The sequence below is a fragment of the Legionella pelazae genome, from assembly GCF_052527395.1.
The window spans coordinates 298,850-322,239 of record NZ_JBNVZS010000002.1; the positions used below are offsets into that span (position 1 = coordinate 298,850).

The following is a 23,390-nucleotide window of genomic DNA, read 5'->3' on the forward strand; positions in this document are numbered from 1 at the left end:
TAGTTTGATTTAAGCAAAAGCATCAGAAAAATATCGCTCGACCCACGCTTCGCCTAGATAGGTGAAGCAATCTTCAATAAAATCAGCCAATTCATCAGGGTTTAACTCATACTCCTGATTAATTGGCTCAATATCATGGTGAAAATACTGACCAAAGTAATTCTCACAAAAATTTGTATAGTCGCGAGTATGTAAAATAAATGCATGCCATAATTCATCTAAAGTCAACAAAGGTCCAAAGAGATAAGTATGACGTTTTGATGATTTTCGCAGCATAGTAAGCCACATCCATGCAAGAAGATCTTTAAACAATTCATGAGCTTGCTCAAATGAAAGGCTAGGATTATGATGACAAAAATAATGAATTACTTGCTGATTTTCATACTGAAGTAATTCATCTAAGGTTGTTTTTTTCATTGAAAATGGCAGCAAGTTTTTCGCCAGGTAGCATTCTTTGTTACATAACGAACAATTCGACAAATTTTTTCTTGTTTAGACATGACTAGTCTCCTGAGCTATTAGATTTAATTTTAACCACTTATTTCAGCAATAAATACGTTATAATGCAATCTCTATTAGTTTAATAACATTTTTATAAAAAAACTACAAATTGGCTAGTAAAAGATATAAGATTATTTTTTTGAGGATGCCATGTTTATAAAATTAATCCTTGCCCTTACTCCTATGGTACTGGCTTTACCACTTGCGATGGATGTTTACGTACCTGCAATACCGCATATTACTGAGGTATTTCATACCACAGACACTAAAATGTTACAGACATTAAACTGGTTTATGTTAAGTGCAGGGTTAATGCAATTAATTATAGGACCTATTTCTGATCAGTTTGGTCGCCGCACAATAGCCTTATGGACTATTGCTTTTTTTGCTATTGGATCGCTTTGCTGCGGTTTCGCTGTCAATGTTAAAGAACTATTCTTCTATCGAATTATTCAGGCACTAGGTTCTTGTGGCATGATGGTAATTAGCTTTGCCATCGTAAGAGACCTTTATGCGGATGAAAAGAGTGCAAGAGCATACGGCTTTTTAAATGGCATGATTTCTTTTTCGCCTATATTTGCGACTTTTATTGGTAGTTATTTGGATTATTATTTAGGTTGGCAGTCAACTTTTTGGAGTCTACTACTTGTTGCACTTAGTGCCTTTTTTACTCTGGGCTTATGGCTTGAAGAAACGCTACCTTCCTCTAGGCGCGTATCTTTATCAAAAAATCTTGTTAGTCAGTATTGGTTTGTTTTGCATAATCGTGATTTTACTATCTTTAATATGGCCTCTTCCATTGGTCATTCTTATTTATATTTATTTTGCGCTCTTTCCCCTTATTTAATCATTCGCTGTTTAGGGATTCCCCAGACTCAATATGGCTTTTATTTTTGTTTCATGGGGATTTCTTTGTTATTAGGAAGTTTTCTAAGCGGTATAATCGTTGAGCGATTAGGAATAATTAGAACATGTTTGTTAGGGTATTTAATTACTTTAATAGGCGGTACTTGGATGGCAATATGGTATTTATTTTATGGATTAAGTGTCTATAATTTTATTTATCCTATGCTATTTATAGGTACAGGCGGCACCTTTTGCATGGGTGCTGGCGCAGGCGGGGCTATGAATCCCTTTGATAAAGCAAAAGGGACAGCTGCAGCGGCCATAGGATCCTCCCGATTTTTATTTGCAGGCGTGGCGGGTTACTTTTTAATAAATAAAACGGTAAGCTCTACCTTACCCTTGGCTATTCCTGCTATTGTTTTTAGTCTTATAGGTTTAATTTCTCTATCGTTTATTGTGAGAAAACCAGTAGCAAGGTTAGTAATAAATTATAATAGTTAAAAGTAATCGTTTTGATAATTATAATCGATTTTACTTATTTAAAAAGATTCACTACAGTTTAATAAATAAATTAATTCATTAATAAAAGGAGAATCAAATGATTACTGTAGGTCAACCCTTTCCGCAATTTAATCTAAAGGCTACTGTTAGCAATGATATGAATAGTGCTTTTACTAGTATTTCGAATGAGACTTATAAAGGTAAATGGCTTGTTGTATTTTTCTGGCCAAAAGATTTTACTTTCGTTTGTCCTACTGAAATAGCTGGATTTGGTAAATTAAATTCAGAGTTTGCTGATCGCGATGCTCAAGTATTAGGGGTTAGCACTGATAGTGAGTTCGTGCATTTAGCTTGGCGCAATCAACATTCTGAGTTAAATAATTTACCGTTTCCTATGCTTGCTGATGTTAAAAGAGAATTATCACAGAGCTTAGGTATCCTAGATGTTAACGAAGGTGTTGCACAACGTGCTACCTTCATCGTGGACCCAGATGGAATAACTCGTTTCGTTATGGTTACTGACTTAAATGTTGGTCGTAATCCAGAAGAGGTATTGCGTGTACTTGATGCGTTGCAAACCGATGAATTATGTCCTTGTAATTGGAAAAAAGGTGAAGAAACTATCCATGTTTGATTTAAGGAATTTGATTTATGTTAGAGCAAATTAAAGAAAAGTTACCTGAGTTCGCTAAAGATACTCGTATAAATCTAAGTAAGGTAATGGATCTAAATCAAACGGATGGCCTTACAGCTCAGCAAATTGTAGGAAGTGCTTTAGCCGTTGCTTATCACATAGGTAATAAAGTATTAACTCAATCTCTAGAAGCTGAGTTTGAAACCGAACAATCCTTACGAGATGTGGCAAAATTGGCTGCAAGCTTGATGGCTATGACTAATATCTATTATCGCTTTATCCATTTGAGCGAGCAGCCAGAGTTAAATCACATCCCGGCCGGATTACGTATGCAAGGAATGATGAATCCGGGTATCGATAAAATAACGTTTGAAGTCATGTCATTAGCTGTATCAATATTAAATGGCTGCAGTGCATGTATCAGTTCGCATTGCCGCAATTTAAAAGAGCATGGTCTTTCAGCACAAGCTTTAGCCCGTGTAGGGCGGATTGCTGCTGTTATACACAGCACGCATATAGGCCTTAATTTATAATAAGAAAGTATCCCGTATGTAGATTTACTCTAGTACGGGATCATTAATAGGAAAAAGTTACTCTGCTGATGTAGTTTTCTCACCAGATGTATTAGTAACGCCGCATCCTATGCGAGCGCCTCCGCCACCTAAAGGTGGATTATCAGAATAATTATCACCGCCGGCATGGATCATGACTGCTAAGCCTGAGAGGTCGCTGGTTTTTAAACGCGGAGCAAGCAAAGGCGTATTTGCTTTCCCATCTTCCATAATAAATAAAACGGGTAAATCACCTAAGTGACCGTCGCCATAGGGGCCCAGATGTTTTTTGGTATTTTTGGGATCAAAGTGTCCGCCTGCATCCATTCCAGCATCCCCACAGTTAGCATGTTGATGAAGATGAAAACCATGAGCGCCTGTAGGCAAGCCCGTTAAGTCCGGCTTGATTAATAAACCATACTGAGTATCAGTGAAGGTTATTTTACCAAGTGATGTTTTGGGATTATTAGTTGCATAGATTGTTGTACTTAGCTCACCGGCATGAACAGTTGTATAGAACAGTGAAGTTAGAAAGAGGCTGGTTAATCTTTTCATAATTTCCTTATACTAATAGATTTAGAATAGCTTATCAGTGTTTAACTTATATCTTAAATTATACAATTTAAAAATTTTACTGAATTACTTTATTTTAAAAGGATATTATAGTATTTCAAGATAATCTTTATATTAGATGGAAACAAAAACTTAAGACGACGAACATTACTTCGTAACTATGGACTTAACTTTATAAAATTCAGCTATTTACTTTATAAGTCTTAATGTAACCTATAATGTTATTTTTCATAGACAAAATAGATTACTGACTGGGATCTTTTTATAAAAAAAAGTAAGGTACTATAGCTAGCTTTAAGTTAAAATTAACAACGATTAAATTGAGGCTGATGGTGGAATGTGAAGAAAGTTAATTGTGCTATAGTATGTGCTCTATTACTTTGGTCATCAGCATTTGTTGGAATTCGTTTTAGCTTAGAAAGTTATACACCAGGGCCTTTAGCATTACTGCGTTTTATTGTTGCCTCTGTTTGTATGGGAATTATTTATTTAAGATTACCAAATAAAAATAAAATTCCTTGGTTAATTCGACTACAGCTATTACTAATTGGCGTAGGTGCAATTGGTATTTATAATATTTGCTTAAATATAGGTGAGTTGACCATTTCAGCAGGTATTGCTAGTTTTATAATTGGTATTAATCCGGTGTTAACAATTCTTCTATCTATTATCCTCTTTAAGGAACATACTCACTTTGGAATTTGGGTGGGCGTGGGTATTAGTATGTTTGGTTTGTTATTAATAGCACTAAGTGGTAGAAATACTGCTATACATATAGAAGGTGTCTTAATTGTCTTTGTTTCAACAATAATGAGCGCAATCTATAACATTACTCAAGGCTACTATTTAAAAACATATCATCCAATTGTTGTTACGTCTTGGGTAATTTGGGGGGGGACATTATTTTTATTATATTTTCTTTCTGATTTAAGACAGGAGTTTTTTAAAGCTAGTTTTGAGGCAACTCTCGTAGTCGTCTACATGGGTATTTTTTCCGCAGCACTTGCTTATTTATGTTGGGGTTATGTCCTTGCAAATGTGCCAGTTTCTAAAGCATCTATCTACACTTATGCTTTACCATTGTGCTCAACGGCATTAGGTTTTTTGCTCTTAGGTGAGAAACCATCTGCTATGTCCTTTGTGGGTGGCGTTATTGCCCTAGCCGGCGCGTTTATTGCTAGACAACCACGTCCGTCTCTCGCTATATCAGCAGCGCTAAGATAAGTAAATGAGATTGAAATTACTAGACTTTTTTGGAAGCGCTACTGTAACGGTCAAGTTGCAAGCCGCGGCAGTGTTTGAATCCTCATGTACGTACATTTCACTTCTGTGCGCTGGCGCAACCTACAACTTGGCTCCTTGCAGCGAGTTTTGAAAGAAGTCTCATAAAAACATTAAAAAGCGTTAAGTAACTTTTATAGAGTGCTTTATACTAGAGTTTTTTTGAAGTATTGATGATTAAGTTTTGCAAGAAATCTATTGTGTTTAAAAATAGGATTTTAATCAAACGATTAAGTTTTAGGTGATGACTACATGGAATTGAAAATTGATAATACGCCATTTAAAGCCTTATTTCAGCCCTTAGATTTAGGGTTTACTCAATTAAAAAATAGGCTATTAATGGGATCGATGCATACAGGTTTGGAAGAAGATAAAGAAGGGTTACAACGCTTAGCTGCTTTTTATAGAGAGCGCGCATTAGGGGGAGCGGGATTAATTGTTACAGGTGGCATTGCACCTAATCGTTCAGGTCGGCTTGCGCCTTTTGCAGCAAAGCTTACTAAACGAAAAGAACAGCAGCGACATGAATTGGTAACCCAAACAGTGCATGAGGCAGGTGGAAAAATTGCTTTGCAAATTTTGCATTCAGGTCGTTATGGCTATCATCCGTTTATTGTCGCCCCAAGCCCAATCAAATCGCCAATTAGTCCTTTTGCACCTTGGAAAATGAGTAAGCGGCGGATTAGAAAAACCATAGAACATTTTGGAAGGTGTGCTAAATTAGCACAATCTGCTGGTTATGATGGCGTAGAAGTTATGGGGAGTGAAGGTTATTTAATTAATCAATTTACTGTAACGCATACTAACCACCGTACTGATGAATGGGGCGGTAGTTTCGCAAATCGCATTAAGTTCCCTATCGAAGTGGTCAAACATATTCGGGAGGTAGTCGGTGAGCAATTTATTATTATTTATCGTCTTTCAATGTTAGATTTAATTGCCGATGGCAGTAGCTGGGAAGAAGTTATTCTTTTAGCAAAAGCCATTGAACAAGCAGGCGCAACAATTATTAATACCGGCATTGGCTGGCACGAAGCTCGTATTCCTACCATCGCTACAATGGTTCCTCCAGCAGCATTTACCGCAATCACTAAACGTCTTAAGCCTGAAGTCACAGTTCCTGTTGTGACCTCAAACCGAATAAATACCCCCGAAATAGCCAATAAGTTAATAGAAGAGGGGGTAGCTGATATGGTTTCAATGGCACGACCTTTTCTAGCTGATCCTCGTTTTGCAGAAAAGGCAAGACTCGGTGATAGTAGGGCGATTAATGTTTGTATTGCTTGTAATCAAGCCTGTCTTGATCGGGTTTTTGTTAACAAAACGGCTTCTTGTTTAGTTAATCCTCAGGCTTGTAATGAGACAGAATTAATTTATCAAACAGCTCATCATCCTAAAAAAATTGCTGTAGTTGGCGCAGGTCCTGCCGGTCTTGCTTTTACAGCTGTCGCTGCTGAAAGAGGTCATGAAGTGACTCTATTTGAAAAGAAAGATATACTAGGTGGACAATTTAATCTAGCTAAATTTATTCCAGGCAAGGAAGACTTTCAACATACTATTAATTATTATACTCATCAATTAGAAAAATTTGGTGTAGATATTCATCTAAATACAGCAGCTAAGGTTGAGTTATTAAAAGAATACGATGAAATTGTACTTGCTACAGGCATTAAGCCACGCACGCCAAGTATTCCTGGAATTGATCATGCTAAAGTCATGAGCTATGTCGATGTTATTGAAGGACGCAAAATTCCTGGACAACGAGTTGCCATCATTGGTGCAGGCGGTATTGGTTTTGATGTAGCTGAGTGGTTAACGCATGAATCACAGGCATCACCTTTAGAACAATTTTATAATGAATGGGGAATTGATATTAATGTCACTCATCGAGGAGGAATAAAACCGCCTATCATTGAGAAATCTCCACGCGAGGTTTTTTTGCTACAACGCAAAAAAGAAAAACTAGGAAAACGCTTAGGGAAGACAACGGGCTGGATACATCGATTAAGTCTTAAGCATAAAAGTGTACAAATGCTCTCTGGCGTTGAATATGTTCGTATTGATGATGAAGGCTTACATATTCGCATAAATGATGAGCCTAAGCTCTTAGCAGTTGATTCAGTCATTATTTGCGCTGGCCAAGAAGAATTACGCGAATTATTTGAGCCTTTACGTGAAGAAGGCTGCAACGTTCACTTAATCGGCGGTGCTTTTAAGGCGCTAGAACTTGATGCCCGTCATGCTATAGATCAAGCATGTCGATTAGCGGCGTTGCTTTAAGTTTATACATAAATAGAAAATATTTAGACTTTGTAGGAATCCAACTTCAATTGAAGTTGGAGCAGTTTATTATATAGCCTCGCCTACTAAGCTTTATACAACGTTGCAAGTTCACTCGGCTTTAAGTCATGTATTTTAATATACACTCTTTCGCCTCAATCACTTACGCCTTGTCTAAAGCTTAGTGGGCGAGACTATCGTTAATAGATTAGTTTTCATTTTAGTTACGTCAATTTGTGTTGATTGATAAAAGTATATTTGAAGACAAATTTAAATATATGGAGATCTGTGATATAATAATTAACAATTCGCAATAAAATAAACCGCAGAGCCGCTATACCATCATCTATTATTGAAAATCCGTGCAAGCCCTTGTTTATTTTGTTATTATACTGAGCAATTTTTACATTACTTAAGCTATTGCTACATCATTTGGAAGATTTATGACAGACAATTTAGTAAATTTCGCAGCGCTGAACTTATCAGCTCCTTTATTGAACGCATTAGAGGATATGAAATTTCAAACCCCTTCACCAGTACAAGCTCAAACTATCCCACGGATGTTAGAGGGCCGTGACATTATTGCCCAAGCCCAAACAGGCACAGGCAAAACAGCAGCGTTTGCTTTACCTATTTTAGAGCGCTTAAATGCTAGCTTAGCAGTTACTCAAGCGCTAATCTTAGCGCCTACGCGCGAGTTAGCCATTCAGGTTGCTGAACAATTTAAAACATTAGGTAAATATCAACGAGTTACCGTCTCTGTCTTATGTGGTGGACAAGATTATTCACGACAATTAAAACAATTAAGGGAAGGGGCCCAAATTGTAGTAGGTACACCCGGCAGAATTTTAGACCATATTGATCGCGGCACCTTAAAATTTCACCATTTATCAACTTTTGTACTTGATGAAGCCGATGAAATGTTACAAATGGGTTTTATTGAGGATATTGAGCTAATTTTCTCCAAACTACCCGAACAAAAGCAAATTGCATTATTTTCGGCAACAATGCCTCATCGTATTCGCCAAATTGCTAATAATTATTTAGTTGATCCAATTTCTATCGAAATTCGTTCTGAAACGGCAACAGTAAAAAGTACAGAGCAACGCTTCCTATTTGCCTCTCCCGCCCAAAAGCCTGACGCTTTATTGCGTATCTTAGCAGTAGAGGATTATCAAGGTGTCATCGTTTTTGTGCGTACTAAAAGTGCTACTGAGGACGTTGCGGATAGTCTGCAAAAACAGGGGCATCGAGCCATGGCTATTCATGGTGATATTACGCAAGCTCTACGAGAAAAAATTGTTGCTCAATTTAGGCAAGGCGCGATTGATGTACTAGTTGCTACAGATGTTGCTGCACGCGGTTTAGATGTTGAACGAGTTACGCATGTCATTAATTATGATGTACCACATGATTGTGAAACGTATGTTCATCGTATTGGCCGTACAGGTCGAGCAGGACGAAGTGGCGTGACTATTTTGTTTGTGAGCCCGCGTGAGACGAGAATTTTAAATAATATTGAGCGCCATACTCGCCAACGTATAGAAAAAATAACAGTTCCTAATGATCAGATGATTCAACAGGCAAAACAGCAGCGCTTCCTAGCCAGTATTAGTAATAGGCTTGAGCATAAGAATGTAGTTCAATATCGTAAAATCATTGATACTTTCTTAGAGCAAAACCCAAGCGTTGCAGCTGCTGACGTGGCTGCTGCCCTAGCATTATTAATTAATAAAGATAAACCTTGGCAGTTTGAGTTACCTAAGTCAGTTAGTGTAGGTAAAGACAAACGTGCTAGAGAGCGTGTAAACTCTAAAGAGTCCAAAGATTTTAACGAACGTTCAGCTAAGAAGAATCGACGCAGTCCGCGTGAAGCTTCTTCAAAACACTTTGAAGATATGCCTCAAGAATTATTTCGCCTAGAAGTAGGGCGAGTTCATGGTGTTAAACCAGGAAATATTGTAGGTGCTATTGCTAATGAAGCAGGGTTACAAAGCCGTTTTATTACTGGACTTAAAATCCATGATGACCATTCGACAGTAAGATTACCTAAAGGAATGCCTAAAGAAGTTTTTCAAGATTTAAATAAGGCATGGGTTTGCGGAAGACAGTTAAAGCTAAGTGTCATTAATTCTTAACATGAGTAAAACAAATGTTATCCCATAAAATGCGCAGCATTTGTATGGGATCCATGTTAAATCAGTAAGACTAGCTTCGTTTTAATGCCGAGGGCTGTAATTATAGATAACAGCAGCACCTAGTATCGCTACTGCCGCTCCTCCAAAAAAAGTGTACTCATTAAAAATCGAAGTATTCTCTTTTTTAGGTAGTTTTTCTAAGTTAAGATTTAATTGTTTCGGCAACTCTAAAAAAGGGTTTTCTGAGTTTAATCTTTTAACAAGTTTAGGAATATACTCAACCCGTATTTTCTCCGTTATATTATAAATAGTTTCTACATCTTCAGTATCTATAAATTTCTCGGTAGTTCTTGCTAAGGATTCAACAACTGCAGCTGTAAATTTTTCGGCATCGTGTAATTTCCAGCCTATTAAATTAAAAGTTTGTATACCACTATAGCGCTGATGATTTAGTTCAACTGTTGTTGCCTGGAAATTTTTTAATGCTTTTTCTAACTCTAAAGGATTAAGAACGTTAATAAATGACTCATAAAAGGTAATTAAAAATTTTGTTTCGAAATTTAACATCAGGGCTCATCGAGTAGTCTTATAAAATCAAGTGGTTATAATATAAATAATTTAATGTTTTAGCGAGTCCTTAAGGTATTATTTATTCCTAACCTATGGCAAAAAACTAATTTTCTAACTAATCAGTTAAAACTTATCCTTTTTCTTCCTAATAGGAGAAAAAGCGATAGTATTATCATACTTACTTAATAAAATTTTAATACTAATGTTTTATAATTGTAGTAATAATAGATATTAGGATAAATTATGAACTACAATCAATTTAAAAATTGGCTAGACGCTTTAGAATCAGCGAATCCCAATCACAGACATGTCATAAAAATTATTGATGATTTAAAAAAGGTGTTAACAGAGCCATATGATGATGCAGAAACGGGTACATTATTTAAGATCCAGAAATATTTAAGCTCCTTATACTTGCAGCAGGGTATTAGTTATCCGCACGGGGCCCTCAATACAATGCAAGTTTTTATAGAATTAGAGAGATCTAAAGATGTATTTAAAAATAGCTATCCCGCCACCTTTCCTTCAAAAGAACCATTAAAATCGTCAGACCTATTAAATGAAGCTGAGGGTGCTAAAGTTATACACCATGAGCCTGCAAGACAGGAGTTTAGGAAGCGTTAGAGAAATATAAGAGAGAACGTGAAGATGAAGCAACAAAAGGGGGCGTTTATAATAAGAATCATTATAGAACTTTTTGGGGACGGTTTACCGGGATGGATGCCGAGACTAAAATAAATGCTGTAAATATGATGCTTAAGGCACTAGATCCAAAAAACAGCTCTCCAGTAGATTTTTCATCTAAAATGCTAGATGCATTAAGAGATGGTAAATTAGGGAAAATCATTGAAAATAATAAAGCGTATCTTCCTGAAAGTTTTACTAAGGCTGTTGAGGCTGAAGATAAAAATATTAAGGCAAGGGATAGAATACATACTAAAATCTCACGATAAAATTTGATCCGTATGTTTATCTAATTTTACCGGGAGAAGTTTGTACAATTCTGGATACTTAGAACATAAGTTATTTGATTTTGAAAATAGGTAGAATTAATAAAAGTTAGTTTGATTAGCCTGTAATAAAATGTAAATTAAAGCTAAGTAGCCACAATTTTTCTTATTAATAGAGCTTACTATCAATATATAGCATTAGCCTTTATTTAAACTCCTAACATAAGATTATTTTATTTAAAGGAATTCATGGCAAAAATAAGTCATTAAAATTAATTACTTATTACATAGAGATAAAGGAAATATCATCTTGGCAAGTCACCTGAGAATTTTTCTTATCTAAAAAATGAATAATTAATTAACTTTTAATCTTTCCTTAATCTTGGCTTGATAAAATAATAGAACAGTTAATTGTGGAAACTTAATATGCCTAAAGATTATTACAAAATTCTAGGAGTGGATAAAAAAGCACCACTCGAGGACATTAAAAAAGCTTATAAAAAATTAGCATTAAAGTATCATCCTGATAAGAATCATGGAGATAAAAATGCCGCGGAAAAATTTGTAGAAGTTGGTGAAGCTTATGGTATCTTAAGTGATGCAAAGTTACGTGCAACGTATGATGGGCAGTTAGCAAGGGAAAGGGCTGAGGCCGCCGCTGCGGCAAGGGCCGCTGCTGAGGCAAGAGGTAGAGCAGATAATGCGAGTTCTTTTAGTAGGCAGCAGTCACAGCCACATCCAGCACCTGCTAAAGAAGAAGATATCCCTCGTGCATGGTATACACGCCGACAACAGCAACAACAGCCTACATTTTTTAACACATCTCCAGAACCTTCTCAAGGGCCTTCTTCTAAGCAGTCTGCACCAATTTCTGAAGAAGCATTATCTGAGGAAGCATTAAATGTATTAATTTTCATTTCTGTTATAAATGCCGCGCTACAGCCTAGACCTAGACCTACACCTAGACCACAAAGCGCTAGTTATCGAGGGGATGATCAACAGTCATATACCTCTCATACTACTAAGTCTAATTATGCTCCAGTGATGCAAGCAATTATTAGTCAATTTATTATGCAGGCATTGTTAGCGGAAGTGGTTAGACAACAGTTTATGACGACACCTGCTCCTTCTTCCAGTTATACGACGTTTAGCGCTGGTTTCTAGACGTTATATTAATTTAGTTAAAGCTTAATAGGACCCTATTAAGCTTTAATTTTACGCCTGAAAAATACTTTTTTTAGAATTAATTTAAGTACTGATAAATAAAGTTTACTTATCCTTTTTAATTCACATGACCGTAACTATTTAACTTTATGGAGTTAAATCTAATTAAGTCCTTTTAAAGTAGGAAAGCTATAAATTGATTCACCAAGATCTTTCATACTATAATCAGGCCTCATTATTAATTTAATTATTAAGGGCTTACTAATGAAAGTGTTTTTGGCTATGTTTGTCCTGCTTTTCTCGACATTGGTAAACGCTAGTGGGTTGAATAATGTGGTCGTTTTTGGAGATAGCTTATCAGATAACGGAAATTTGTACGAATATATGCGTCATCGTATCCCCCAATCACCGCCCTATTATAAGGGACGTTTTACAAATGGTCCGGTTTGGATTGAACAGCTTACAAACTCCTATTTTCCTAACCAAGTTAACTTGCATCTACTTGATTATGCCTTTGGTGGTGCAGCAATCTCTGATAATGCCGCTGATGATGACATACTCTTTACATTAAACCGTGAAATTAATACTTATTTATTAAGTCATAATAATAAAGCAAGCGGGCAAAGCTTATTTGTTATATGGATTGGAGGTAATAATTACCTAGCTTTACCTGAGAATGAAGAGGAAGCTAATACGATAGTTGTTAATGGTATTACCTCAGGTGTTGAACAACTAGTTAAAGCTGGAGCACAACATATATTACTTTTAAATTTACCTGATTTGGGAAAAGGTCCTGCAGCAAGGCAGTTAAAAGCTGAGGAAAAGTTAACCAGGTTATCAAATCATCACAATGAGCTATTAGGGGCTTCTTTACGTGAGCTTAAAGTAAAATATCCTACTGTCCAATTTTTGTATTTTGATACCGATAGAATGGTTAATAAACTGCTAGAGTCTCCCGAAGAATATGGTTTTACTAATACGGTTGACACCTGCTATGACGTATTAATTGATGAGGTATCAAAAAATTCTACCTTATTGATGGCTGCTAAATCGGCAACAGTCGATGAAACTTGCGAAGGTTATCTATTTTTTGACCCGGTTCACCCAACAGCCTTAGCGCATCGATTGATAGCTGATGAGGTTCACACTATGCTCGATTCAGCTCGCGTTAAATTTAAAAATTAGATGGTATTCGTCTTAGAGAAAAATTTTTACCTGCACTGTTCATTCTAACCTAGGCGGGAATGAACAGGTAAAAATTGATGCAAGTTTAATTGGTTTTATATGGCTACCATCTTGGAAGAATTTTTTCTAGCCATTGAGGTAAATACCAATTTAAAGGTTTAACTAGAGCCATCGTTGCTGGCACTAGGAGAGTACGAATTAAGAAAGCATCAACAAAAATAGCTGCAGCAATTCCTAGCCCAAATTGCTTAACCATTAACACATCAGCTACCATAAACGAGCCACAAAGAAAAATTACGATCAGTGCTGCACTTGTTATAATCTTACTGCTCTTTTCTATACCAAAAATAATGCTATTTTCATTATCTTTGGTTTGTTCATAATATTCTTTAATTCGAGTGAGCAAAAAGACTTCATAATCCATGGAGAAGCCGAAGAGAGCACAGAAAATAATAACCAATAAACTAATATCTAAACTACCTTGTGGATCAAAGTTAAGCCATTGTTGCAAGTGTCCTTCCTGAAAAATGAAAACTAATACACCGTAGCTGGCACATAGACTGACAATGTTCATTAAAATAGCTTTAAAGGGCAGAAATAGGGAACGTAATAGGATAAGTAGAACTAGATAGGTTAAAGCTATAATCCATAAAACGGCATATGGAAAAAGACTATATATTTTATTTAAAACATCTTCATTTTTAACCGGTCCTCCTGTTAGCTGGAAATCCAACCCAGCCGGAGGCTTAAGTGCCCGTAATTGTGAAATTAGTGTTTTAGTTTCCTTTGAATTTGCATCATATTTACTGATGATATTGATAACTGTAGCATACTTCGTTGTCGTTGTTGCCAATAAGCTTTTAATCGATTCTGTATCTAAGGCACTTTTTGTATTATATAAAGTCTGATACTGCGATTTTTTTAAACTGTCACGGGTGCTTACAATACTATTAATATGATCAATTAATGGATTTTTTTTAAGTGTTGCGACCAAATCATATAATTTACCAATATTAGCTTTAGAGAGAATAGGGTCCTTTCGACTGGTGACAATTAATAAAATAGGTGTTAAATCCTGTTCATTAAACTTATCAATGTAGGCATTAAAAAACTCTCGGCCTTGTGAGTGTTTAGGCAAAATACGAAAATTAGAAATTCCAAATTTAGCGCTTAAAAAAGGATAGCCTAAGAGCAGTAAAAAACTTAAGATCAGTAAAAAAAATATTAAAGGTCTTTTAACGACCTTTTTAGCTAGCCATCGCCAAGCGAGAGAGGCTTTTTCTCTTTGTGTAATGCGTACAGATAAATAGTTTATTCCATTTCGTAGTATGGCAAGAATGGCTGGTAGAAGGATAACTGCTATACACACAGCAATAAATACAGCTGTAAGGCCGCCTACGCCAACTGAGACTAAGATATTTATAGGAAAAAAAAGTAACGCGCTAAGACTAATAAAGACAGCTAAGCCACTAAAAAAAACAGCTTTACCAGCAGTAGCAATGGTGGTAGCAATAACATGCCTTATGGCTTTATTTTTCCTTAATTCATCGCGAAAGCGACTAATTATAAAAAGACAGTAATCAAGACATAAACATAAACCCAATAAGAGAGCAATATTAATAGTAAATATGGATAGATTGTAAGTTTGGCCAATAAAATACAATAAAGAGAGAATAATAAGAGCGCAACCCCCACCCAGCACAATTGGAATAAAGGCTGCTATTAAAGTGCCGAAAACTAAAATGAGAGTTATTATTGAAATAGGTGCGGCAACCAAATCTGCTTTATAGAGATCTTTTTGAGTTTGTTTGTGTATGACTTCCTCAAAAATTGCTTCACCGCCAAGCTGCATGGTCATATTGGGTGGCGTTTTTATAGTGTTTTCTAGATCTTTAATTAATTTTTTATCTATAATTTGATTATTATCAAAAAAGATAACTGCATAGGCGGTGTGTTTATCCTTAGAAATTTGTTTTTTATTAGCCTCAGGAAGAATAATTTCATAGTTAATAGGTAAGTCTTTTAAGCCCGATAAAGATTTCTTTATGGCCTTTTTAAAACGGCTGTCCGAAGCTATCCATTTTTCACTTGTATAAAGGACTAATATCTGGTTAGAGCTTAAACCAAGTTTATTATTTAAATAATTTTCTGCTTTAGCACTACTCGATGTGGCATCGATGAAACCTGTTGATTTAAAAGGTTTCATAATATTTGGCAAGTAAGGTAGGCAAAGGATAATTGAAATTATCCATAGCCATACAATATGTATTCTAAGTTTATAAATTAATTTTCCCAAACGAAAGAAAAGCGAATCCTGCATAAGTAGTCTCGCTTATTTTTTATATTATTGTCTAAAGTATAGAGTAACATTGCTAGGCGCATTTTAGAGTATAGATTATTTAATAAAGCTTCGACATAAAAGAGGCAAGGCATTTTTTTAGAATACTTAATGACTGACTTAATTATTTAACAAAATTTGTACTTTATAATGGTATTAGTAGTTAAGGTTGCATTAATCTGTAATAGTAAATTGGTTCAATAAATTTGACAAGGAAAACAGATAGAAAATAGTATCTATAATACCAAGTCAATTATAGAGGATTTAACCCTATGCACTGAATAGGCCTATTTAATAAATATAAAGGAGGATTAAAAGCAAAAGTTATTTTTAGTGTTGTTGCATTTCTTATCAGGGAACAATAAAAGTTATAAAATTCCCAACTCTTTAATTAATACAACTTCCAACAAGGAAATGATAATGAAATATGCAGTGACCTTTTGTGTACTCGATCGAGAAACTGGTAGTAATCCTTTCTGGCATAGTTGCCTTTTACTATCGCAATGGGAGGAGGACAAAGGCAAAATAGAAGTGGTTGAGCAGTGGGGATTTTATGGCCTACCTACGACTATGCCTAATTCATTACTAAAGAAGGTAAAAATAAGTTTAGGTTTGGATGTTGATTTAAATGGTAATCACGGCATGTTACGCCCTGAAGAATTGCGTACTTTAGACTTAGGATGTGGCTTACATGGGGCTACATTTGAGTTAACAGAAGAAAAATTTAGGCTATTGCAGCAGCGTTGTAAGACAATGGTTGATGATCAAGAACAAGCAATTAGTGAAGTGATGAGTCAACAAGGGCTAGCTACAAAGGCAAAAAAAGACACAAGAATTTATCCTTATGAAAATTGGTCTACGCAAATATATCAATTTGAACAAGCCAAAGCACAAGAGCAGCAACGCGAATCAAGACTTAAACCTTTTGAATTAAATTTATCTTTAACTTTTTGGGGGCCTAGCTTAAAGGGCTCTTATACTTGTAAAACGCAAGCTTTGTCACTGTTAAAAGGCATCCTAACAGATCAGCAACTTAGTCGATTAACAGAAAATGATAAACATCCAACTATTCCTCGGTTTAGTGGCCCTTTAGAAAGGATATTTTTACACAGTACAGGCCCTCTAAGGCAGCATACTAAGAGGTCTGGAAAAAAAGTATATTATCGTGCTTTAGAAGACGCTAATGTTAAACTCTATTGGACTCTACCTCCACAAGAAATGGAGGCTCTTTCTAAAGAAACAAATCTACCGTTACAGGTTTCTAAGGATTACTCGGATGAAGCTAAAATAGTTATCCGACGGTTGCAGCGGCTAGAATGGTTATTTAGAAATGCTATTTTACCCCGCCCATACCAATCTTATCGCGATCATTTAATTGAGCAAATATGTGATTATTATGAGGCTTTTGCTCGGATAAATACTATTCAATCGCCACCTATAAAAAAAAATAGTTGGTTGAACTATTTCTCTTATTTAGGCTCAGTGCCAAGAAATACAGGAGAGCGAGAGCTTTTAAAACAGGTTCATAAAGCAAAAATGCTTTTTAATTCTATCTATATGGCAGTGGTTGATCAGTGGCAAATTGATCCTAACTATTCTTATGAGCACTATGAAGCTGTAACTCGTAAGTCATTAAGTAAGGAAGAGATAGCTGATACTGATTATGTTAATCCTCTTGAAGCCGTAGCAGCTTATTTAAGCTTAGAGGATCAAAAAGCGCTTTGTTCTATTTTAGGTAGGTCTTATGTACCATCTGATAGGAAAAATAATGAAATTAATCAGTCGCTTACTCCAGCAATAAATTAATAGTTAACAGTTCTATTTGATTATAAATTTAATCTTTAGCTAAACAGAAGCTAAACAAGTTATTTTAAGTAATATTTGCTTCTGTTTAACCTAAAATCACCTATTATTTATAGATAGCATCCTTTTTTCTGGTTGTTTCATTATAAATCAACATTAATGATAAATAAACAATTAAATTAATTTATGTACAAAGTTGATATTTTGTGTACATTTACTTAAACTAAAATTAGACTACTCACTAAATTATCCTTATGCATATTACTTTAAGCTGTACTAAAGAAGAAAAATTAGAATTATCTATAGAATCTGATTCTAATCAATCTAACCCTACATGGGTAGTAAGTTGGGTAGATGAGCATATGAGGTCTATGTATGAGGGGGGAGCGCTGTTTAACCAAGCTCAAGGCCGCATTATTATACGTGGAGACAGTGCTGTATTTAATCAAATGCAGGGAAATGTCCTTGTACAAGGAGAACTAATTAAAGATTTTTTAGAAAATCTAATTAACCCAGAGCACAAGACTCAGATTTCTACAAACTTGGTTACTCAAAATCCAGATGGCTCATATTTTGCCATTTCATCTAGAAAACAAGCAGAACGGGTCTATTCTATTATTAAAAACTTATCGCTTTCGAATAGATTTACTAAAGAGCAATTTAATAACTTAATTGATGTATCTATTGTAGATTTTAAGGGCTTAAATGCTAAAGAGCAGTTTGCGAGAGCATATAACTGCCTTTACCACCCAAGTACGTGCTTTTTTGGTCAAAATTTATCTATAGATGATTTAGAATTAAATGATATAGTTAAGGAAGCTAAGAGTAAAGAGGGCACTTTTAGAGACGTATTTGTTCATTTAAAATGGATGGATAAGGAAGGCTCATTCACAGATAATGCGCCTCAAGAAGTCGTAGACGCTCATAGTAGTAATAAAAATATACCGGATCTTTCTGCACCACAGGCTTGATAATTTAGTATTAGCTAATTAAATTTCCATGAGATTTAAGGAAAGACTTTATTAAATAAATTAGCCAAAATAAATAGCTTAAGCCTTTAATTAATCTTACTTTTAAAGTTTTATAGGTAAGGGGTAATTAATCACCATTCTCGCAAAATTATAAATGTTGACTAGAATTAATTGTCTTAGAACGTAATTAGTAGATTTGTGCTGGATTTTTTTTATATTCTAAAATTTAAAAGTAGAATTTTTAAGTTATTTTTAAAGGTAAATAGGGACTCTTCATAAAAAACAGAAGGAAAAAACAATGAAAAAGCTACTCATACCATCTAGTCTATTGTTAATAGGAACATCTGCCATAGTGCAAGCGCATGGCTCCATGGAATTTCCCATTTCTCGATCTTATCAATGTTATAAAGAAGGCCCGGAAAATCCCAAGTCAGAAGCCTGTAAGGCAGCCATTGCGGTTGGGGGAAAACAAGCTATCTATAATTGGAATGAGGTCAACCAGGGGGCAGCTAACGATAGACACCAAGCCATTATACCTGATGGCACCCTGTGTGCTGGAGGCCGAGATTTATTTCAAGGGTTAAACTTAGCTAGAGAAGATTGGCCAACAACTTTAATTAGTGTTGAACCCAATAGGCCAGTCCAGTTTATTTATAATGCGACTGCGCCCCACAGCACTAAATATTTTAAATTTTATTTAACTAAGGATAATTATACGCCTTCGCAGCCTTTAAGATGGGGCGATTTAGATGAGGCTTTTTGTACAATTACCAGTGTTACTTTAGAAAATGGACGTTATAAAATGAACTGTCCAATACCGGCTAATAAAACGGGTAAGCATATTTTGTATGTAATATGGCAGCGTGCAGACAGCCCAGAAGCATTTTATTCCTGTAGTGACATTTTTATTAAGCAAGGGACATCCAATGTAAACTGGCAGGAATTAGATACCTTATACAATACTGCCGATGTCGTACCTGGTACAATAGCTCATTTAAGATTGTTTAGGAAAGGATCAGAGGTAGAAAGCCATAATATTGTTACAGATCAAAGTAATTCTAGTGCAACGCAATGGCCTTACGCTCTTGCCGAGAAGGTTAATAGCCAATCAAGTCTCTTACAAATTGGGCACCTAGATCCGGCTTCAGGTAATATTGTTTTAACGCCTGGTAGTGCTTATAAGATCTATATTAAGGATAACAATGTAAGTAACTATCGCGTTGCAGTTGATCTAAAGAATCCTGGCGAAGTAGTAGACTATATTTACCCTGATGGTATAGCAAATTATAAGGCGGGCACAATAGTGATGGGCCGTAACGATCATAAGAGATATCAGTGTAAACCTTGGCCATACTCTGGATGGTGTTCACAGTCACCTGCTTATTATGAGCCTGGTGTTGGTTTAGCCTGGACGCAAGCTTGGAATCTTTTAGATTAATAAAAAACCTTATTAGTATAAGCCATTTATAAATGGCTTATACTAACAATTGGCAGTAAGTATTGCTTATAACAGTTTTAAAATCTATAAGAATAAAGCCTCGTTTGTGCTGTTAATTCACTTACTTACTGTTTTAAATGAGTTCGCAATATCTGTTGTTAAGTGATTTAAATTAGTATTCATACTTTTAACCAAGGCTTCTATGGTTACAGGTTCATTAATTAATTTGAGCCGATAAAAAACGTTATATTTTTTAATTAACAATTCATTCGAAAAGATTAAATAATCTGCTCGTAAAATACTATCGCCGCTATAATCAATTTCAAATTGGAAGATATCAATTTGGATATGGTAGTTAGGTTTAAATTGAGTGTCCCATGGATATCGCTCAATAACAGCACCTGGCAATAAGGTAGTTAGATTAGCTTCAATAACTCGTTCTATATTTTTATCTAAGGATTCAGCCCAGCGATGATATTCTTCTAATTGAACCTTATAAGGGGTGTAGTTAATCATTAATTGTGGCTTTTCAGCGTATTCGGGCACTTGAATCTCATTTATACCAATTTGCATGCCATGATATAATGCCTTATCTTTCTGGGGCGGAATCGGATTCAACAAATAAAATTCTGCTTCTTTTGACCGGCCACAAGAAAACAATGTTAGCACTAGTAGAATAAGGCTAATTGTCCTATAGATCACGATTTACCTCGTAGGAGTGATTCAGGATGGCGTGCTAGATAATCGCTCAAGTTTTGAAAGGAATTGGCAGCCTCTGCTACTTCTCTTATAGACCGATTAAAATAATTAACGGCTGGTGGTAAATAATCATCAAGATTGAGCGCTAAGCGATTAAAGTTATTTATGGCAGAGGGTAACCGATTATCAAGATTACGCGTTAATTGATTAAAGTTATTTATAGCAGAGGGTAATCGATTATCAAGATTACGCGATAATTGATTAAAGCTATTAGCCATTCGACGAGTAGAATTTACAGTTTCTCGGAAGGCGGGGGAGCGGACAAACTTCGTAATTTCTTCAATCATTATTTGAGCTGATTTTAAGGTGTCGTTAATTGTAGTTGGTTTCTCCTTAGTATTTATTGTTGGAAAAATAGGATAACCACGGAAATAGCTAGGCTGATACTTCGTAAGTTTAACCTCGCTTTTGATAAGTTCAATCTCTGCAACACCCGTTAAAAAATTAGGGTTGGAAATGTTAGCAACAAAGCCATTTCTAATTAATAATTCAACTGGATTCTGAGCAAAATCAAGATTTTTCTCTACAAAGAACTCGACATAAACAGGTATTTCGACTTTATTTTTAACTTTATTTTCTGTAATTTCAATAAGCGAAACTTCACCAATTTTTACACCTCGATAGGTTACGGGGGCCGTCGCGCTTAATCCTCTCAATGACCCTTTAAAAAACATAACAAACGTTTGCTCTTTTGCCTGCGTATGTTGCTGATAAAAAAATAAACCTCCAAGAAACATCAGGGCAAGGCCACCGACTACAAATATACCGATTAAAGTATAAAAAGGTTCATGACGCATTAATTTATCCTTAAACTTATTTGAGCGATCATTTAAATCCGTAGAATTTTTAATAAGGTGCCTACTACAACAATCCACAGAGCACCACGCGTTAAAATACGAGATACAGCAGTGCGCAGAGGGATGTGTATAACCGCAGCTAAATAATAATAATAACCAGCTGTTAAACTGACAATTGTAGCAAATAGAAGTGTCTTAATTGTTCCAATCATTAAACTGGTAATTTTTACTGCGTGACTAATATGAAGCATATACTCATATAACGTCATATTGAAGTAATAATTAAATACATAAGACAGTCCAATTAAAGAAGCAGTAAGTGTGTAAGCATATAAAAGTACAGCACACATATTTGTGCCTACAAATATAGGTAATATATAGGTAAGAATAACTTCATGCTGTGTATGGCGTAGCTTTGTAATTTTAACTCGATTGATAATCAAATTAAGTGAGGCTTGAATGCACAAGACTAATCCTATTAAAAGTGGCAGTAGATCTCTAGTTAACGTGGTTTGGGCAAGTGGGAGAGCTTTCTCATGCAGATTAAAATTTTGTAAAATGAAATAGAGATTAAGGCATAATGTACTAGCTGATAAAAAGCTAATAAGTATAAGTGGAACAACAATTGCTGTTCCAGAATTATAAAGAATCTTTAATACATTAAGCCATACGATATGTGAAGAGCCAAAAGTTGCTTTGATAGCGCTATGACCTACATGACCTATAAACGCGAAAAAAAGAGTAAAGGAGCGAAAGACTCGACTGGTATTCCTTCCTATCGCGTAGAAAAAAGTCATTTACTATCCTTGTACAATATTTATTAAATAAGTTTTATCAATAAGAGAATAACAGAGGTTAATAACGAGGTTAATTACTTTTAACCTTTTACGCATAAAATTTGTTTTAAAGTAAATAATATTTCTACTAAATCTTCTTGTGATTTCATTACAGCATCAATATTTTTATAGGCAGCAGGGCTTTCATCTAGTATATTTTTATCTTTACGGCACTCAACAGCTTTTGTAGCTACCTTATGTTCATCTAAACTAATCAATTTTCTTGCTTGATGGCGTGACATGACGCGCCCAGCACCATGGCTACAACTATTAAAACTATCAGAATTGCCTAAGCCTCTGACAATAAAAGACTTAGCGCCCATGCTACCAGGAATAATACCTAATTCATCTTTTTTAGCAGATACTGCGCCTTTTCGAGTAATGTAAACACGTTGGCCAAAATGGTTTTCTTCTGCAACATAATTATGATGACAATTGACTACATACAAATCAGTATTAATGGATACACCTAAAAAATTAGCTACTGTTTGAACAAGGATTTGTAACATAATATCTCTGTTGCATCTAGCATAATTCTGTGCCCAGTTTACAGCATGAAAGTAATCAGCAAAATGCTTCGTACCTTTAATAAAATAAGCTAAATTTCTATCTGGTAATTGGCCTAACTGAGCCTGCATATCCTGTTTAGCTAGCTCAATAAAGTACGTTCCAATTATATTGCCTATTCCTCTGGAGCCACTATGTAACATAAGCCAAAGTTGTTGTTTTTCATCTAAACACAATTCTATGAAATGATTGCCACCACCTAACGTACCAAGTTGACTAACTGGGTTAGAACGATTCTTTGACTGTTTAGCCCCGCCTATTAAGGGATGCTTCTCTCTTAAAGAGAGATAATCTATATTAAGTTTGTTTTTCCATATCTTAATAGCAAGTTGCGGTATCGTTTGTTCTGTCCATTTATCAAAACCAACTGGAATTGCTTTTTCAATTGCTAAACGAAGTTTATATAAATCATCAGGTAAATCTTTAGCAAATAAATTGGTTCGCATAGCTATCATACCGCAGCCAATATCTACACCTACAGCAGCAGGGATTACCGCTTTCTTTGTAGGTATAACTGAGCCTACCGTAGCCCCAATTCCTAAATGTACATCTGGCATTATAGCAACATGTCTATAGATAATGGGTAAAGAAGCTAGATTTATAATTTGCTCCTTAGCATTTTCATCAAAAATAACATGTTTTGTCCAGGCCTTTACTTTATTGGTGATTTGTAAGTATTGAGTCATAAGAAAAATAAGTATTAAAAG

At 35.3% G+C, this 23,390-nt stretch carries 21 protein-coding genes; 13 read left to right on the top strand and 8 right to left on the bottom strand.

All coding sequences use genetic code 11. From position 1 onward, the window contains the following. Positions 1-9: 9 nt before the first annotated feature. Entirely contained in the window at positions 10-417 is a 408-nt protein-coding gene (locus ACQUW5_RS03725) for a UCP032817 domain-containing protein (protein WP_444989867.1), read from the bottom strand. 234 nt (positions 418-651) lie between these two features. Here ACQUW5_RS03725 and ACQUW5_RS03730 point away from each other — a divergent pair, with 234 nt between their 5' ends. The 3 genes from ACQUW5_RS03730 (at position 652) to ACQUW5_RS03740 (ending at position 3,015) form a co-directional block, all read left to right on the top strand. Next, positions 652-1,848 (top strand): multidrug effflux MFS transporter, encoded by a 1,197-nt coding sequence (locus ACQUW5_RS03730; protein ID WP_444989868.1) that lies wholly within the window; start codon positions 652-654, stop codon positions 1,846-1,848. Between the two features lie 97 nt (positions 1,849-1,945). Beyond that, positions 1,946-2,482: a peroxiredoxin gene (locus ACQUW5_RS03735; protein ID WP_444989869.1), complete on the top strand. Its 537-nt coding sequence runs from the start codon at positions 1,946-1,948 to the stop codon at positions 2,480-2,482. Between the two features lie 17 nt (positions 2,483-2,499). Beyond that, the gene (locus tag ACQUW5_RS03740) at positions 2,500-3,015 is read left to right on the top strand and encodes a carboxymuconolactone decarboxylase family protein (protein ID WP_444989870.1); all 516 of its coding nucleotides are present in this window, start codon (positions 2,500-2,502) and stop codon (positions 3,013-3,015) included. A 57-nt stretch (positions 3,016-3,072) separates the two neighbouring features. Here the strand turns inward: ACQUW5_RS03740 and ACQUW5_RS03745 are convergent, their stop codons facing one another. Then, positions 3,073-3,588 carry a superoxide dismutase family protein gene (locus ACQUW5_RS03745; protein WP_444989871.1) on the bottom strand — a complete coding sequence of 172 codons (516 nt, stop codon included), beginning with the start codon at positions 3,586-3,588 and terminating at the stop codon, positions 3,073-3,075. 357 nt (positions 3,589-3,945) lie between these two features. Here ACQUW5_RS03745 and ACQUW5_RS03750 point away from each other — a divergent pair, with 357 nt between their 5' ends. The 3 genes from ACQUW5_RS03750 to ACQUW5_RS03760 all read left to right on the top strand — a co-directional run bounded on the left by ACQUW5_RS03750 (position 3,946) and on the right by ACQUW5_RS03760 (position 9,305). Continuing rightward, positions 3,946-4,830 (top strand): DMT family transporter, encoded by an 885-nt coding sequence (locus ACQUW5_RS03750; RefSeq protein ID WP_444989872.1) that lies wholly within the window; start codon positions 3,946-3,948, stop codon positions 4,828-4,830. A 309-nt stretch (positions 4,831-5,139) separates the two neighbouring features. Continuing rightward, positions 5,140-7,167, top strand: a complete 2,028-nt coding sequence (locus ACQUW5_RS03755; protein ID WP_444989873.1) for an NADPH-dependent 2,4-dienoyl-CoA reductase — start codon at positions 5,140-5,142, stop codon at positions 7,165-7,167. Positions 7,168-7,610: 443 nt separating this feature from the next. Next, the gene (locus ACQUW5_RS03760; RefSeq protein ID WP_444989874.1) at positions 7,611-9,305 is read left to right on the top strand and encodes a DEAD/DEAH box helicase; all 1,695 of its coding nucleotides are present in this window, start codon (positions 7,611-7,613) and stop codon (positions 9,303-9,305) included. 81 nt (positions 9,306-9,386) lie between these two features. Here ACQUW5_RS03760 and ACQUW5_RS03765 read toward each other — a convergent pair whose 3' ends face one another. After that, the gene (locus tag ACQUW5_RS03765) at positions 9,387-9,872 is read right to left on the bottom strand and encodes a hypothetical protein (RefSeq protein ID WP_444989875.1); all 486 of its coding nucleotides are present in this window, start codon (positions 9,870-9,872) and stop codon (positions 9,387-9,389) included. Positions 9,873-10,118: 246 nt separating this feature from the next. On the opposite strand from ACQUW5_RS03765, the gene ACQUW5_RS03770 reads away from it, so the two are divergent. The 4 genes from ACQUW5_RS03770 (at position 10,119) to plaA (ending at position 13,174) form a co-directional block, all read left to right on the top strand. Beyond that, a complete protein-coding gene (locus ACQUW5_RS03770) occupies positions 10,119-10,499 on the top strand; it encodes a hypothetical protein (RefSeq protein ID WP_444989876.1) in 381 nt (126 codons plus the stop codon). A 92-nt stretch (positions 10,500-10,591) separates the two neighbouring features. Next, on the top strand, positions 10,592-10,828 hold the full coding sequence (locus ACQUW5_RS03775) for a hypothetical protein (protein WP_444989877.1): 237 nt from the start codon (positions 10,592-10,594) through the stop codon (positions 10,826-10,828). A gap of 423 nt (positions 10,829-11,251) precedes the next feature. Continuing rightward, a complete protein-coding gene (locus ACQUW5_RS03780; RefSeq protein ID WP_444989878.1) occupies positions 11,252-11,989 on the top strand; it encodes a J domain-containing protein in 738 nt (245 codons plus the stop codon). Positions 11,990-12,253: 264 nt separating this feature from the next. Continuing rightward, a complete protein-coding gene (gene plaA / locus ACQUW5_RS03785) occupies positions 12,254-13,174 on the top strand; it encodes a GDSL family lysophospholipase PlaA (RefSeq protein WP_444989879.1) in 921 nt (306 codons plus the stop codon). 103 nt (positions 13,175-13,277) lie between these two features. Here plaA and ACQUW5_RS03790 read toward each other — a convergent pair whose 3' ends face one another. Further along, a complete protein-coding gene (locus tag ACQUW5_RS03790; RefSeq protein ID WP_444989880.1) occupies positions 13,278-15,380 on the bottom strand; it encodes an MMPL family transporter in 2,103 nt (700 codons plus the stop codon). Positions 15,381-15,932: 552 nt separating this feature from the next. Between ACQUW5_RS03790 and ACQUW5_RS03795 the strand changes: the two genes are divergently transcribed. The 3 genes from ACQUW5_RS03795 (at position 15,933) to ACQUW5_RS03805 (ending at position 19,724) form a co-directional block, all read left to right on the top strand. Further along, the gene (locus tag ACQUW5_RS03795) at positions 15,933-17,318 is read left to right on the top strand and encodes a hypothetical protein (RefSeq protein ID WP_444989881.1); all 1,386 of its coding nucleotides are present in this window, start codon (positions 15,933-15,935) and stop codon (positions 17,316-17,318) included. Positions 17,319-17,569: 251 nt separating this feature from the next. Next, entirely contained in the window at positions 17,570-18,286 is a 717-nt protein-coding gene (locus ACQUW5_RS03800) for a hypothetical protein (RefSeq protein ID WP_444989882.1), read from the top strand. 298 nt (positions 18,287-18,584) lie between these two features. Beyond that, entirely contained in the window at positions 18,585-19,724 is a 1,140-nt protein-coding gene (locus ACQUW5_RS03805) for a lytic polysaccharide monooxygenase (protein ID WP_444989883.1), read from the top strand. Positions 19,725-19,841: 117 nt separating this feature from the next. Here the strand turns inward: ACQUW5_RS03805 and ACQUW5_RS03810 are convergent, their stop codons facing one another. The 4 genes from ACQUW5_RS03810 to ACQUW5_RS03825 form a co-directional block, all read right to left on the bottom strand. Further along, positions 19,842-20,345, bottom strand: coding sequence for a PqiC family protein (locus tag ACQUW5_RS03810; protein WP_444989884.1), 504 nt, complete (start codon positions 20,343-20,345; stop codon positions 19,842-19,844). Positions 20,346-20,422: 77 nt separating this feature from the next. Further along, positions 20,423-21,280: an MlaD family protein gene (locus ACQUW5_RS03815; protein ID WP_444989885.1), complete on the bottom strand. Its 858-nt coding sequence runs from the start codon at positions 21,278-21,280 to the stop codon at positions 20,423-20,425. 32 nt (positions 21,281-21,312) lie between these two features. After that, positions 21,313-22,077, bottom strand: coding sequence for an ABC transporter permease (locus ACQUW5_RS03820; RefSeq protein WP_444989886.1), 765 nt, complete (start codon positions 22,075-22,077; stop codon positions 21,313-21,315). Between the two features lie 80 nt (positions 22,078-22,157). Next, positions 22,158-23,369: an RtcB family protein gene (locus ACQUW5_RS03825; protein WP_444989887.1), complete on the bottom strand. Its 1,212-nt coding sequence runs from the start codon at positions 23,367-23,369 to the stop codon at positions 22,158-22,160. Positions 23,370-23,390 lie beyond the last annotated feature (21 nt).

Bases quoted from the DNA above. Each gene is read 5' to 3' on its own strand.
- ACQUW5_RS03725 (WP_444989867.1), bottom strand. From the start codon at position 417: ATGAAAAAAACAACCTTAGATGAATTACTTCAGTATGAAAATCAGCAA.
- ACQUW5_RS03730 (WP_444989868.1), top strand. From the start codon at position 652: ATGTTTATAAAATTAATCCTTGCCCTTACTCCTATGGTACTGGCTTTA.
- ACQUW5_RS03735 (WP_444989869.1), top strand. From the start codon at position 1,946: ATGATTACTGTAGGTCAACCCTTTCCGCAATTTAATCTAAAGGCTACT.
- ACQUW5_RS03740 (WP_444989870.1), top strand. From the start codon at position 2,500: ATGTTAGAGCAAATTAAAGAAAAGTTACCTGAGTTCGCTAAAGATACT.
- ACQUW5_RS03745 (WP_444989871.1), bottom strand. From the start codon at position 3,588: ATGAAAAGATTAACCAGCCTCTTTCTAACTTCACTGTTCTATACAACT.
- ACQUW5_RS03755 (WP_444989873.1), top strand. From the start codon at position 5,140: ATGGAATTGAAAATTGATAATACGCCATTTAAAGCCTTATTTCAGCCC.
- ACQUW5_RS03760 (WP_444989874.1), top strand. From the start codon at position 7,611: ATGACAGACAATTTAGTAAATTTCGCAGCGCTGAACTTATCAGCTCCT.
- ACQUW5_RS03765 (WP_444989875.1), bottom strand. From the start codon at position 9,872: ATGTTAAATTTCGAAACAAAATTTTTAATTACCTTTTATGAGTCATTT.
- ACQUW5_RS03770 (WP_444989876.1), top strand. From the start codon at position 10,119: ATGAACTACAATCAATTTAAAAATTGGCTAGACGCTTTAGAATCAGCG.
- ACQUW5_RS03775 (WP_444989877.1), top strand. From the start codon at position 10,592: ATGGATGCCGAGACTAAAATAAATGCTGTAAATATGATGCTTAAGGCA.
- ACQUW5_RS03780 (WP_444989878.1), top strand. From the start codon at position 11,252: ATGCCTAAAGATTATTACAAAATTCTAGGAGTGGATAAAAAAGCACCA.
- plaA (WP_444989879.1), top strand. From the start codon at position 12,254: ATGAAAGTGTTTTTGGCTATGTTTGTCCTGCTTTTCTCGACATTGGTA.
- ACQUW5_RS03790 (WP_444989880.1), bottom strand. From the start codon at position 15,380: ATGAAACCTTTTAAATCAACAGGTTTCATCGATGCCACATCGAGTAGT.
- ACQUW5_RS03795 (WP_444989881.1), top strand. From the start codon at position 15,933: ATGAAATATGCAGTGACCTTTTGTGTACTCGATCGAGAAACTGGTAGT.
- ACQUW5_RS03800 (WP_444989882.1), top strand. From the start codon at position 17,570: ATGCATATTACTTTAAGCTGTACTAAAGAAGAAAAATTAGAATTATCT.
- ACQUW5_RS03805 (WP_444989883.1), top strand. From the start codon at position 18,585: ATGAAAAAGCTACTCATACCATCTAGTCTATTGTTAATAGGAACATCT.
- ACQUW5_RS03815 (WP_444989885.1), bottom strand. From the start codon at position 21,280: ATGCGTCATGAACCTTTTTATACTTTAATCGGTATATTTGTAGTCGGT.
- ACQUW5_RS03820 (WP_444989886.1), bottom strand. From the start codon at position 22,077: ATGACTTTTTTCTACGCGATAGGAAGGAATACCAGTCGAGTCTTTCGC.
- ACQUW5_RS03825 (WP_444989887.1), bottom strand. From the start codon at position 23,369: ATGACTCAATACTTACAAATCACCAATAAAGTAAAGGCCTGGACAAAA.